The organism is Pseudonocardia kunmingensis, from assembly GCF_006716445.1.
Classification (GTDB): Bacteria; Actinomycetota; Actinomycetes; order Mycobacteriales; family Pseudonocardiaceae; genus Pseudonocardia; species Pseudonocardia kunmingensis.
Window position 1 is genome coordinate 125,024 of record NZ_VFPA01000001.1, and the last position, 12,643, is coordinate 137,666.

Sequence of the window (12,643 nt, forward strand, 5' to 3'; positions counted from 1 at the left end):
GCTCACGAAGAACGTCCACATCCCCTAAGGGATCGTGTCAGTCGCGCGGAGAACGCTCGCGCTGGCCGGCGTCTCCTCCCGCCCCGTTCCGCAAACCCTGAGGATCTCTGTGAAAGACCAGAAGAGCGTCACTGTGGACCCGTACCGGCTCGAGGAGTTCTGCAGCCGGGTGCTCGTCGCAGCCGGGCTGCCGCAGACCGAGGCTGTCGTGGTTGCCGAATCCCTCGTGGCCGCCGATCTCTGCGGCGTGGGATCGCACGGCGTGTCCCGCATCAGCGACTACCTGGGTCGGCTGGATGACGGCCTGATCGAGCGGAGGACGCGGCTGGAGATCGTCAGTGAAACGTCCACGACAGCGCTCCTGGACGCCGGCAACGGCTGGGGCCAGGTGGCGTCGGCGCGCGCGGTGGAGCTGGCGATCGGCAAGGCTCGCGAGCACGGCAGTGCCTGGGTCGGAGTCCGCAACTCCAACCACAACGGCACCGGCAGGTACTGGGTCTCCCGTATCGCGGAAGCCGGCATGGTTGGTATCGCGGCGACGAACGGCTCCCCGGTGATGGCGCCGTTCGGTTCCCGCGAACCCTCGCTGGGCACCAACCCGATCGCGATGGGCGCGCCCACCCGTTCCGGCGCTCCCGTGGTCCTCGACATGGCGACCAGCTCGCAGGCGCGCGGGAAGATCCTGCTTGCGGCGAAGAACGGCGAGCCGATCCCCGAGGGGTGGGCGCTCACCGCGGACGGTGCACCCACGACAGACGCGAAGCAGGCATGGGACGGGGTGCTGCTACCGATGGCAGGCCCGAAAGGTTCCGGGCTGGCCATGATGATCGACGTACTCGCTGGTGTGCTGACCGGCGCGCGGTTCGGCGCGCACATGCCCCGGATGTACGCCGACCCCGAACCGCAGCGGCTCGGCCACTTCTTCGCCGCGGTCGACATCGCGGCCATGACACCGATGGAGGAGTTCCTCGACCGCATGCACATGCGGGAGCATGAGACCCGGGACAGCGCCCCGGCCGAAGGCTTCACCGAGGTGCTGATGCCCGGTGACGTGGAGAACCGCAGAGCCAGCCACCGCGCAAGTGCCGGCATCCGGCTCTCGCCCGCCATCCACGAAGAACTACTCACCACGGCCAGGCGCTACGGCGTCCATCAGATGCTGGCCGTCTGAGCGAACCAACGGCCTGCTCGCCAACATCCGTGGGAGCTAGTTCGGAAAGTCCATCTTCGCCTGCTTGTCGGTGAGCGGAGACCTCGTGAGGAACCTGCCCGTGGGGGGACGCAGGGACGTCACCGATGTTTCGCGGCTGACAGCGCTCCCACCTTAGTCTGCGGCGCGCGCACCGCCACCGAACTGCAGGCGGAGCGCCCACCGGGCAGGCTTAATCCGCCGTCGACCGGGACACCTCACCGGCCCGTGCGCGAGGGTGCCCGTCGGGCAGCTCCGCGGTGGAGGTCTCGGTGAGCGCGAGCGTGCAGAGGAGCGAAACCACGATCATCGCGATCATGTACCACGCAATCCACTCGTAACCGCCCGTGGCGTCGAGAAGCCATGTCGCGACGATCGGCGCCACCGCGCTGCTCGCCAGGGTGCCCAGGGTGTAGCCGAAGGAGATGCCGGAGTACCGGATCCGGGTCTCGAACGACTCGGCGAAGAAGGCCGCGAGCGGCCCGTACGACGCCGCGAAGGCGACGCAGGCCAGCACGTAGCCGAGCATGGCGAGCACGTGCGAGCCCGAGTTGAGCGACCAGAACCACGGGAACACCATGGCCCCCATCGCGATCACGCCGCCGACGAACACCGGTTTCCGCCCGACCCGGTCGGACAGGCTGCCGAACACCGGCAGCGCGAAGAACGTCACAGCCATGGCCACCAGGACGAAGACGAGCATCGCGTTGCGGCTGAAGCCGAGCTGCTGGGTGCCATAACTCAGGCCGAACACCGTGGTGACGTAGAAGGTCACGCCGATCGCCAGGTACGCCCCGCCGGTCAGCAGCACCTGCTTCGGGTACTTGCGCAGCACCACGGCGATCGGCAGCTTCACGACGTCGTCGCTCTCCTTGAGCGCGGCGAAGTTGGGGCTCTCGCCGAGCTTCAGGCGCATCACGAGCCCGAAGAGCACGAAGACGCCACCGATCAGGAACGGGATTCGCCAGCCCCACTGCAAGAAGCTCTCGGGTGACATCGCCCCGAATGCGAGGAAGACCGCGTTGCCGAGCATCAAGCCGGCCGGCACCCCCATGTGCACCCAGCTCCCGTAGTACCCGCGCCGGCCGGCCGGCGCGTGCTCGACCGCCATCAGTACCGCACCGCCGTACTCGCCGCCGAGCGAGAGCCCCTGGATGAAGCGCAGGCTCACCAGGAGGATCGGAGCGGCGATGCCGATCGTGTCGTAGCTCGGCAGGAGACCGACCGCGAACGTGGTCGCCCCCATGATGGTGAGGGTCAGCACCAGCATCGACTTGCGACCGATCCGGTCGCCGAAGTGCCCGAACAGCACACCCCCGATCGGCCGTGCCACGAACGCCGCGGAGAACGTGGCGAAAGCCAGGAGGGTGCCGATCAGCGGGTCGAACTGCGGAAAGAACAGGTGGTTGAAGACCAACCCGGCCGCGGTACCGTAGATGAAGAAGTCGTACCATTCCACCGTCGTTCCGACGGCACTGGCCAGACCCACTTTCCCACTGCGCGTGACGAGAGGCATGCGAGCTCCTTCAGCGTGTGTCGGACGGCCATTGCCGGGCGCCCGGAAGTTCATCGGAATGTGCGATACAACGTGGTTCCGGGGAGGATCCGCGCGACCACGACCGGTTCCGCCCGGTCGAGCCCGAGCGCGGTGTCGGTTCTCAGCACGGCACCTCCCGCGCCGAGCGCGGCGTGCGCGGAGGCAGGGACGGACAGGGTGGACACAGGGAAGCGGTCCACGAGCGCGGCGACCCGTGCGACGGTCCCGGAGTCCGTAGAGGCCGTCAGATCCGCCGCGATCTCGTCGACCAGGATCGCGGCGCCGGCCGACCAGGGCTCGAACAGCGCGAACACCACGCCGGCGAGGGTGTGCGACGGCACGAGGTTCAAATGCAGGTCCGGCTTCGGCCGGGTCCAGCGCCGCGCGGCGAGCCGGTCCTGCGCCTCGCGTATCTCCTCGTACCCGCGCGCGGTGACGGTCGCCGCATCGTCGTGGGTCAGCACCACCGGACCGCGGGACGGAGGGGCGTCGTGGTCCGAGTCCGAGGAGTGCATGACGGCCCAGATCGCCGACCCGTAGTCCACGACACCACCCATGGCGGGTACCGACGGACCGCGCACCCGGATCACCCGGCGCACCGAGGGACATCCCTCCCGGACCGCCTGAACGAGTTCCGACCGCGCGCCGTCGAGCACGAGGACCGTCGCGGCCACGGCGCGCACCGCGGCCACCAGGTCCGGCATGCCGCCACCTTCGGGCAGCGGCGCGAAGGGAACGCCCGCATGCGCCGCCCCGGCCGCCAGCTCCCACCACTCGGGAACCGGCGGCAGCGCCAGCGCGATCCGGTCGTCGGGCGTCACGCCCAGACCGTCGAGCACGTTCGCGACGCGCCTCGCCATGTCCGAGAAATGGCCGACGGTGCGCAGCAGCGGCGGGCCGACCCGCGGGACCCACACCATTGCGGGCCTTTCTCGCCACCGCTCCCACTCGGCGTAGAAAACCGAGTCAAAACTCGTTCTCGGCGGCGTCTCGCGCACCCGACAGCCGTTCATTTACAGCACCTCCGCGCCTTGTCGGACAGCATCGACCTTAGACAAGAACTCCGGTCAGACCACAACTTTTCAGAGCAGCCGCAACTGGTGCGCTTTCGCAATAGCTTCGACCCTGTTGCGCGCATTCAGCTTCTGCATCGCGGTCTGCAGATACGTCTTGACGGTGTTCCGGGCGAGTGCGAGCTCGTCGGCGATCTCGGGGTTGCTGTGTCCCATCGCCGCGAATCGGAGCACCTCGTACTCGCGACGGGTCAGCCCGACCCGGAACAGCAGTTCGGGTGTGGCCGAGGTGTGTCGGCCGGTCAGCCGCGGGTCGACGACCCGGACGCCGTGCGCGACCCGGTGCACCGCGGTGGCGAAGTCGCCGCCGGTGATGTCCTTGACCAGGCATCCATCGGCTCCGGCGTCGATCAGCACGTCGATGGCGCCGTGGTCGGCGAACGCGGTGAACAGCAGGATCTTGGCGTTCGGCGCCACCCGCCGCAGCCGGGTCACCAACTCCGGCGCCGGCATATCGGGCAGGCGCAGGTCGAGCAGGATCACGTCCGCAGCCACCTGCTGGGCAACCTGCAGGGCCTCGTGCCCGGTGCCGGCGCCGCCCACCACGGTGATGGTCGGGTCCTCTGCGGCCAGCAACTCCACCCCGTCGCGGATCACCGGGTGGTCGTCGACGACCAGCACCCGCACCTGCACACGGGCCTGCTCAATCATCGGTCGCCTCCTCGCTGGCCTGCGGCACCCACGCCCGCACCGTGACGCCGCCGTCCTCATTGCCGATGACCGACAACCCGCCCCCGACGCGCTCCATGCGCCGGGCTGCCAGCGGGAGCCCGAGATGACCGGCCTTCTCCGGCGCGGTGCCGCCGTCCTGGCTGCCCTGCCCGTCGTCAGCGACGGCCACCGTCAGCGCGTTGCCGGTGACCACGACGCTCACCACCACGGTGCATGCGCGGGCGTGCTTCTCGACGTTGACCAGGGCCTCCCGCACGACGCCGGTGAGCGCCTCGACCCTGCTGGGCGGCAGCTCCGGGATCTCGGCGAGCGCAACATAGCGGGCCGGGATCCCGGTCCGCTCCTCGAACGCCTCGCAGTCCTCCTGGATCGCGACGGCGAGCTGCCGCTCCGCCGGCTGTTCGGTGAGCCGGGCCAGCGAGGTGCGCAGCGCCGCGTTCACCGACTGGACCTGGCGCTCGACCTCGTCGAGCCGCCCACGGATGCGGTCAAGGTCCTGCACCGACCGCAGGCTTCGCAGCTCGGCACCGATGCGGAACAGCACCGGGCTGACCGAGTCGTGCAGGTCGGCCGCCAGCCGCCGCCGGTCGGCGTCCAGTGTCAGGTCCGTCCGCATTTTGGCGCGGTGCGAGCTGACGAGACTGATCGAGGCCCCTGCCGCCTCCTGCTCGACCCGCGCGATCACCCCGTCGCCGAAGGAGACCTTCTCCCGCACCCCGACGTACACGGCGCCGAGCACCGCGCCGTCGTAGACCATCGGAACGGCCAGCATGGCGCGCAGGCCCTCCCGGTCCACCAGCTCGTCGAACTCGTGGCTGATCGTCGTCGACGCGAGGTAGTCCCGCACCCAGACCGGCTTGCGCAGCGCGATGCTCTTCCCACCCAGGCCGATCCCCTCGGGCACGACGAGCCGGTGCAGCGCCGTGCTCTGGGTGCCCTGCCAGCTGCGGTGCACCATCCGCCTGCCGGCCTCGACGCGGCCGACCAGCGACATGTCGAATCCGCCGAGCTCCCGCAGACGGCGCGCGACCGCCTGCATCGCGACCGAGTCGTCCTGCAGCACGAGCAGCTCGGAGTGCCGGACGGCCAGCTCGTCGAGCACGGCGTCGGTCTCGCCTCCGGACGGCAGCGACATCGCTCGTCTCCTCGTTCCTCGTCGCCCGACCCTACGTTTCGGGAGTCAGGCCCTCACAGGTCACAGGCAACACGGGTCACAGCGATGCGGGCTCGATCCTGCCCCGTAGCGCCAGGAGACTCTCCAGCAGAAAGTAGTCACCCCATACCAGCTCGCTGTCGGTCGCCACGCCCCGTGTGGGGTCGAAGCACCCGCCGCTGAGCGCGCCGGACGGGGTGAGGTGGCCGGCAACCAGCATGTCCACCATCGCCGCCGCGTGCTCCCGGTAGTGCGAGCGGTCCGGCAGCAGCGCCGCGAGCTTGAGCAGCGCCGCAGCGGCGATCGCGGTCGCCGAGGTGTCCCGCGGCTCGTCGCGGCCGGCATCGAAGTCCCACAGCGCGACACGGTCGGCCGGCAGGTTCTCGATCCACCAGTCCGCGACGGTCACCGCGGTGGGCAGGAAGTCCGGCGACACCCACCGGCCCGCCTGCGCGAAGCCCAGCATCGCCCAGGCCTGGGCCCGCGCCCACGTGCTGTCGTCCGAGCGCCCCTTGTGCGTGTAGCGGCGCAGCAGGCTCCCATCCCGCTCGTCGAACGCCGCCGACTGGCAGATGGAGCCGTCGGAGCGGACGCAGTACTCGACGTGGCGCTGCGCATGCCGGCGGGCCATGTCGAGGAGCGCGGGTTCGCCGAGCTCGCCGGCCGCCCACGCGAGGAGGGCGACCGTCCCCGGCACGGCGTCGATGTTCGCGGCGCCCCGCCCGACGGCGCCGGCCTCCTCGGCCTGCGTGCCCAGCGGGATGAGCCCGGCGGCGTGGTGGAAGCTCGCCGCGAGGCCCCGGGCACCGGCCAGCGCGGCATCTCGCGCCGCGTCGCTCGGCGCGGTCAACTGCGCGACGCCCGCCCCGTAGAAGAACAGGAATCCGCGGAAGGCGGTGTCCGATCTCGCCCGTGGGACGAGCCGACGCGCCACGTCCTCGGCCAGCCCGGCGTAGGACCGGTCACCGGAACCGAGTGCGCTCAGCGCGAGCAGGCCGCCCCAGAACCCGCCGGTCCAGAACCCATCCGGGGTGCGTGTCCACCGCCCGCCCGCGGTCTCCGCGTAGTGCGGGAACCCGGTGTCGGCCTCGGCCGCGGTTGCGTTGACGCGGGACAGCATCTGACGCACCCCGTCGTCGATCCGCCGCAGCTGCTCCCCGCTCACGTCCGTGCCCCGTTCACCAGCACCGGCTTGAGCGTGCGCCCCGCGCGCATGTCCGCCAGCGCGTCGTTGGCCCGCTCGAGCGGATAGGCCGTCAGCAGCGCCGGCAGGTCGAAGCGGGCGGCCAGCGCGGGAACCGACAGCACGTAGTCGACGTGGTTCTGCGGCGAGAACGCCCAACTGCCCAGGACCCGCAGCTGCTTGCGGGTGATGTGGTGCGGGTTGATCGGCGTCTCGCCGTGGTCGGTGTACTGGCCGACCACCAGGTACGTGCCGCCCCGCCGGGCCATGTCGATCCCCTCGGCCACCGCGGACGGCACGCCCGTGGCTTCGATGACCAGATCCGCGCCGCGACCGTCCGCTGTCTCGGCGAGCACGCGTGCCAGCCGGCCCCGCGGGTCGGTCTCGGCGCCGATGTCGATGTGCACGTCACCGACGCCGATCCGCCGCGCGGTCTCGAGCCGGTTCGCGGGGCCGCCCACGACGACCACCCGGCGCGCCCCGGCGACCGCGGCGAGCATCGCCGCCGCCATGCCGACCGGGCCACTGCCCTGGACCACGACCACATCCCCCTCGCGCACCTGCGCAACGTCGCGCAGCGCGTGAGTCACGGTCGGGCCCGCGCAGCCGAGCGCGATCACCTCTTCCGGCCCGACGCCGTCGGGCACCCGCACGATCGTCGAGCCGGGCTGCAGGTAGATCTGCTCGGACCAGCCGCCGGACACGTGCGGCGGCTGCGCGCAGCCCTGGTTGATGCCGTAGACCCGCCGCGTCTCGCAGAGCGAAGGCGCGCCGTCGGCACCGCAGGCGGTGCACGCGCCGCACGGGATGTTCGATGCCCACGACACCAGGTCGCCCACGCACAGCGGCGCGCCGGTGGCGTCGGTGCGCACGCCCGCACCGAGCGCGCGGACCCGCCCGACCGCCTCGTGACCGAGCACGATCGGCAGCGGGATCGCCAGCCGCCCCTGCTGCAAGTGCATGTCGGTGCCGCAGACGCCGGCGTGCGTGACGTCGGCGAGCACCGCGCCCGGCTCGGGCACCGCCTGTGGGAACGTGCGGAGTTCCAGATCCGTGCCGAACTCGTGCAGCACGATGGCGCTGGGCCGGCTCATGGGGTGACCTCCTTGCGCTCGCCGCGGTCGCGAATCGCCCCGCTCGCCCGCAGCGCGTTGATGTCGGAGTCCCCGAAGCCGGACTCCCGCAGGACGGGTTCGGTGTGCTCGCCGACGGCAGCGACGCCCCGGGTGATCCGCGCGGGGGTCCGGGAGAGCGTGACCGGGTTGCCGAGGATCCGGGTCGACGTGCTGCCGGCCACTTCGACCCGGGTGATCGTGCCGTTCGCGAGCACCTGCGGGTGGCGCAGCGCCTCGTCCAGCGTCAGCAGCGGCGCGGACAGCAGGTCCGCGGAGTCGAACCGCTGGATGGCGTCCTCGGTGGTCAAGGCACGAACGGCGTCGCGCAGCAGTTCGTTGGCCCGCTCCTTGTTGCGCGCCTGCAGGCTCGCGGTGCCGAACTCCGGCCGCCTGCTCAGGTCCTCTAGGTCGAGCGCCTTGCACACCAGGTGCAGCGCGTTCTCCCGGAACAGGCCGAGCACCGTGACCATTCCGTCGCTCGTCTCGAAGACACCGCTGTACCAGTCGGTCACCCAGTTCGTCTCGCGCCCATACATCAGCATCGACGCGCTCTCCAGCGTCTGCAGCGCCATCGCGGTGTCCAAGAGGTTGACACTCACATGCTGCCCGCGCCCCGAACGCTCCCGCTCGAGCAGCGCCGCGAGGATCCCTTGGGCCAGCGCCATCCCGGAGGCGTAGTCAACCACCGGCACCGGTGAGATGTGCGCCGCAAGACCGGGGTCCCCCACCGTCCGGGCCATCCCGCTCAGCGACTGCGCGAGCATGTCCTGGCCCGCCTTGTGCGCGTACGGCCCGGTCTCCCCGAAACCGGACGCGGACGCGTAGACCAACCGCGGGTAGCGGTCGGCCAGCTCCTCGTAGGACAGGCCGAGGCGGCGCACCGCGGCCGGCCGGTAGCTGTGCACCAGTACGTCGGCGCGCTCCAGCAGACGGTGCAGCGCCGCCAGCCCCTCGCGCGTCTTGAGGTTCAGCGAGACGCTGCGCTTGTTGCGGTTCACCGCCACGTAGTAGGAGGACGGCTCGCCCGCCTCGATGGCATCGCGGTCCAGCGAGCGCATCATGTCGCCCGCCACCCCGCGCTCGACCTTGACGACGTCGGCCCCGAAGTCGCCGAGCACCTGCGCCGCAAGCGGCCCCTGCATGATCTCGCCGAGGTCGAGGACACGGATCCCCTCCAGCGCGCGCGTCATGCCCGCGCCTGCCCGGCGTAGACGTCCTTGGCGATCACCAGACGCTGGATCTGGTTGGTGCCCTCGTAGATCTGCGTGATCTTGACGTCGCGCATCATTCGTTCGACCGGGTAGTCCCGCACGAACCCATACCCACCGTGCAGCTGCACCGCGTCCGTGGCCACCGACATGGCGTTGTCGCTGCACAGCAGTTTGGCCATGGAGACCCGGGCCCGGGCACGCGGATCGTCGTCGGAGATCAGGCGGACCGCGTCGTAGAGCAGCGCGCGCGCCGACTCGATCTTCACGGCCATGTCGGCGACCATCCCGCGGAGCATCTGGAACCGGGAGAGCTGCTGGCCGAACTGCTCCCGCTGACCGGTATAGGCGACGGCCGCGTCGAAAGCACCCTGCGCGATCCCCAGCGCCTGTGCGGCAATCAGCGCGCGGCTGCCGTTGAGCTCGCCGTTGATGTAGCGGTACCCCTGCACGGGATCGCCCACGACCCGACGGGCGGGCACGCGGCAGTCGTCCAGGGCGACGTCGGTGGTGGGGCTGCCCCGCATGCCCATCTTCTTCTCGTGCGGGCCGAAGGAGATGCCGGGGTCGTGGCGGTGGACCATGAGGACGCCGAAGTCCCGTTCTCCGGTCCGGGCGAGGATCGCGTACCAGTCGGCCCAGGGCGCGTTGCTGATGAAGCGCTTCTGGCCGTTCAGCACCCAATCGCCGCCGTCCCGTACCGCGCTCGTCCTGATGCCGGACAGGTCCGAGCCGACAGTCGGCTCGGTCATGCACCACGCCGCTCCGGCCTCGCCGCTCGCGACGCGCGGGACGACCTCGGAACGCAGCTCGTCCGAACCCTGGCTGACGACGGTGGACGTGCCCGCCCAGTTGACGAGCAGCACCAGCGCCGAGCTGGCGCAGGCCGCCGCGACCTCCTCCACCGCGATCACCTGCGAAAGCAGGTCGGCACCGGAACCTCCCAGCTCCTCGTCGTAAGGCAGGCCCGGGAGGTCCGCCGCGCACAGCGCATCCCACGCCTCCTGAGGGAACCGCTCCTGGTCGTCCACGTCCGCGGCGTGGGGGGCGACCTTGTCGGCCGCGAGCCGCCGCACGCTGCTGCGAAAGTCGTCGTACTCGGTCTGCATTCGTTCTCGCTCCTCGGGATCGTCGAGATGAGTTCAGATCGGCGGCCAGCGCAGGCCTCGCACGGCATCGGGCGTGCTCGAGCCGATCGCCTTGCGCGCGTCCTCGTCGCCGATCCCGAAACGCGCGAGCACGCGCGCCGTCGAGTCAGCGGTCTCGGTCGGGCCAGCTGCCGCCGGGGTGCGCGAGTACTGCGGAACCGCCGGCACCGATCGGGTCGGGGAGTCCGGGTAGCGCTGCGCAATCTGGTCAGATCCGGCGAGCTCGTGCGGTTCCAGCACCGGGGTAACGCAGGCGTCGATGCCGGAGAAGAACTCTGCCCATTCCGCCATGGTGCATTGCCGGAACGACTCGGTGAGGCGGACCTCGATGGTCGCGAACTCCTCCGGGTCCATGTGGTCTGGCACCGGACCCAGTTCGAGGGCCTGCCACAGGTTCGTGAAGAACGCGTTCTCCAACGCCCCGACGGCCACGTACCGGCCGTCTGCGCACGCGTAGCAGCGGTAGGCGGGGTGCGTTCCGGCGAGCACACCCTCACCGCGCCGCGGCAGCGACGGCCCACCCCAGTCAGCGAGGTTCATACCCATCATCGACAAGACCCCGTCGACCATCGCCGCGTCGATGTACTGGCCACGCCCGGAGTGCTCGCGCTCGTACAGCGCACCGACGACCCCGAAGGCGGCGAGCAGTCCTCCGCCCGCGAAGTCGGCCACCAGGTTCAGCGGCGGCACCGGCGGTCCGCCGGGCGGACCGAAGGTGCCGAGCGCACCACCGACGGCGAGGTAGTTGATGTCGTGTCCGGCGCGCTGCGCCCACGGACCTGTCTGCCCGTAGCCGGTGACGCTGCAGTAGACCAATCGCGGATTGATCTCGCTCAGCTCGGCGTAGCCCGCACCGATCCGGTCGGCCACGCCGGGCCGGAACCCCTCCATCAGGACATCCGATTCCGCCACCATCCGTTGCAGCACGGCTCGCCCTTCGCCGGTCTTCAGATCCAGCGTGACGAACTCCTTTCCGCGCGACAGCGCCGGGACCGGCAGGCCCGATCTCCCACCGCCGACGGCGATCACCTCGGCACCGAGATCGGCCAGCAGCATGCTGCCGTATGGCCCGGGCGCGAGCCGGGTCATGTCGAGTACGCGCACTCCGGCGAGCGGCCCTTTCCGGCGGGCGGTTCCGTCATCGGCGGTGCCCCCGGAAATCACCGGACTTGACGGGCCGGTCTGTGCGTGAGGCAAATTCGTCCTCCTCGTCGAGGTCCTCTCAGAACGCGTCGGGCTTCACCTTCCGCGGGACGGCGATGGGTGTGCACCTCCACATGGAGGGGTCGCTTTCACGCGCCGTCTGCCTCCCGGCCGGCAGGGATCACACCGCTACAGCATCGGCCGCACCAGGCGATGCGGGCCGTCCGAGACGCACCGCGCCGATCACGCACCTACGGCCAATCCCCCGCCGCGCGTCGCGCCGCCTCGGTGGAAGAGCCACCCCAGGTTTGGCCTCCACAGGTGCGTCGCCGCGCGAGCAGGCGCGGCGGGCGTGGGGTCGCCGCCGGTGGAGCCATGGCCTGCGGCGCCGCCGACCGTGATCACCTCGTCGGGCCCCGGCTCGCACCTTCCCCGCCGGTCGGCGACTTCGTCGCGATCGCGGGCCGCAGGTCGCGGGCACGGGCGAGGGAGGCGACCCCTCCGCAACCGGCTCAGACCGTCGGCAGCCAGATCCGCATCGTCGACGGACCGCGGGCCGCCCATGAGTGGTAGGGCACCAGTGGGATCCTGACGGGCGCGCCCGCCCGATCGCGCTGCCCGGCCTGTCCGTAGGGCCATGCCGCGTCCGTGTGCTCGACCAGCACGCCGGACGCCGTCACCGCGCCGTCGTCCCGCAGCGGCCGGTCCGGGTCGACCCGGACGCGGTCCACGTGCGGTCCGCCGGGGAGATCCGTGGACTCCGCACACAGGACGAGCGGGCCACGCTCCACCGCAACGCACCCGCGGACCGCGTCGATGCGCGGATCGGCCGCGGTCCAGCGCGGCGCGACCGGCAGGTCCAGGTGGATCTCCTCACTGACCGAGAAGCGCCGGCGCATCGAGACGCTCCCGGGTCCGGCTTTCCTGTGCCCGTCCCTGTCGACCACCGCCGCACCCGCCGCCCAGGACGGCACGCGGAGGGTAGCGACCACGGCGCATCGTCGGTCTCGGTGACCCCGCACCGTGACGCGCCCCGCGTCCGGGTAGGCCGTGCCGATCTCGACGAACACCGCGCGACCGTCGGGGAGCCGTGTGGAGATCCGCGCATCTGCGTACTGGTGCACCTGCAGACCGTCCTCGTCCGCCGTCGCGAGGTAGGTGTCGAGGCTCGCGAACGTACGCCCACGTTCGTCGGACAGCACGAGACCGAGAACCACCGCGC

Annotated in this window: 11 protein-coding genes; 1 reads left to right on the forward strand and 10 read right to left on the reverse strand. The window is 71.0% G+C overall.

Annotated elements, in window-relative coordinates; all coding sequences use genetic code 11:
• Positions 1-109: 109 nt before the first annotated feature.
• Positions 110-1,171 (forward strand): Ldh family oxidoreductase, encoded by a 1,062-nt coding sequence (locus FB558_RS00565; protein ID WP_211365928.1) that lies wholly within the window; start codon positions 110-112, stop codon positions 1,169-1,171.
• A 211-nt stretch (positions 1,172-1,382) separates the two neighbouring features.
• On the opposite strand, the gene FB558_RS00570 is transcribed toward FB558_RS00565, so the two are convergent.
• The 10 genes from FB558_RS00570 to FB558_RS43020 all read right to left on the reverse strand — a co-directional run bounded on the left by FB558_RS00570 (position 1,383) and on the right by FB558_RS43020 (position 12,638).
• Entirely contained in the window at positions 1,383-2,705 is a 1,323-nt protein-coding gene (locus tag FB558_RS00570) for an MFS transporter (protein ID WP_142047100.1), read from the reverse strand.
• Positions 2,706-2,755: 50 nt separating this feature from the next.
• Entirely contained in the window at positions 2,756-3,739 is a 984-nt protein-coding gene (locus tag FB558_RS00575) for an AMP-binding protein (RefSeq protein WP_142047102.1), read from the reverse strand.
• Positions 3,740-3,808: 69 nt separating this feature from the next.
• Positions 3,809-4,450, reverse strand: coding sequence for a response regulator (locus tag FB558_RS00580; RefSeq protein ID WP_094931958.1), 642 nt, complete (start codon positions 4,448-4,450; stop codon positions 3,809-3,811).
• A complete protein-coding gene (locus FB558_RS00585; protein ID WP_094931956.1) occupies positions 4,443-5,606 on the reverse strand; it encodes a GAF domain-containing sensor histidine kinase in 1,164 nt (387 codons plus the stop codon). Before FB558_RS00585 ends, FB558_RS00580 begins: the two co-directional genes overlap by 8 nt.
• 76 nt (positions 5,607-5,682) lie before the next feature.
• Positions 5,683-6,789: a glycoside hydrolase family 88 protein gene (locus tag FB558_RS00590; RefSeq protein WP_246106181.1), complete on the reverse strand. Its 1,107-nt coding sequence runs from the start codon at positions 6,787-6,789 to the stop codon at positions 5,683-5,685.
• The gene (locus tag FB558_RS00595; protein WP_142047104.1) at positions 6,786-7,901 is read right to left on the reverse strand and encodes a zinc-binding dehydrogenase; all 1,116 of its coding nucleotides are present in this window, start codon (positions 7,899-7,901) and stop codon (positions 6,786-6,788) included. Before FB558_RS00595 ends, FB558_RS00590 begins: the two co-directional genes overlap by 4 nt.
• Complete coding sequence (locus tag FB558_RS00600) at positions 7,898-9,112, reverse strand: CaiB/BaiF CoA transferase family protein (RefSeq protein ID WP_094931952.1); 1,215 nt, start codon at positions 9,110-9,112, stop codon at positions 7,898-7,900. Before FB558_RS00600 ends, FB558_RS00595 begins: the two co-directional genes overlap by 4 nt.
• Positions 9,109-10,239, reverse strand: a complete 1,131-nt coding sequence (locus FB558_RS00605; protein WP_094931950.1) for an acyl-CoA dehydrogenase family protein — start codon at positions 10,237-10,239, stop codon at positions 9,109-9,111. Before FB558_RS00605 ends, FB558_RS00600 begins: the two co-directional genes overlap by 4 nt.
• 33 nt (positions 10,240-10,272) lie before the next feature.
• Complete coding sequence (locus FB558_RS00610) at positions 10,273-11,475, reverse strand: CaiB/BaiF CoA transferase family protein (RefSeq protein ID WP_246106182.1); 1,203 nt, start codon at positions 11,473-11,475, stop codon at positions 10,273-10,275.
• A gap of 458 nt (positions 11,476-11,933) precedes the next feature.
• Positions 11,934-12,638 carry a glycoside hydrolase family 127 protein gene (locus FB558_RS43020; protein WP_170231116.1) on the reverse strand — a complete coding sequence of 235 codons (705 nt, stop codon included), beginning with the start codon at positions 12,636-12,638 and terminating at the stop codon, positions 11,934-11,936.
• Positions 12,639-12,643 lie beyond the last annotated feature (5 nt).

Coding starts and splice junctions, on each gene's coding strand:
- FB558_RS00570 (WP_142047100.1), bottom strand. CDS start 2,705: ATGCCTCTCGTCACGCGCAGTGGGAAAGTGGGTCTGGCCAGTGCCGTC.
- FB558_RS00575 (WP_142047102.1), bottom strand. CDS start 3,739: ATGAACGGCTGTCGGGTGCGCGAGACGCCGCCGAGAACGAGTTTTGAC.
- FB558_RS00580 (WP_094931958.1), bottom strand. CDS start 4,450: ATGATTGAGCAGGCCCGTGTGCAGGTGCGGGTGCTGGTCGTCGACGAC.
- FB558_RS00585 (WP_094931956.1), bottom strand. CDS start 5,606: ATGTCGCTGCCGTCCGGAGGCGAGACCGACGCCGTGCTCGACGAGCTG.
- FB558_RS00595 (WP_142047104.1), bottom strand. CDS start 7,901: ATGAGCCGGCCCAGCGCCATCGTGCTGCACGAGTTCGGCACGGATCTG.
- FB558_RS00600 (WP_094931952.1), bottom strand. CDS start 9,112: ATGACGCGCGCGCTGGAGGGGATCCGTGTCCTCGACCTCGGCGAGATC.
- FB558_RS00605 (WP_094931950.1), bottom strand. CDS start 10,239: ATGCAGACCGAGTACGACGACTTTCGCAGCAGCGTGCGGCGGCTCGCG.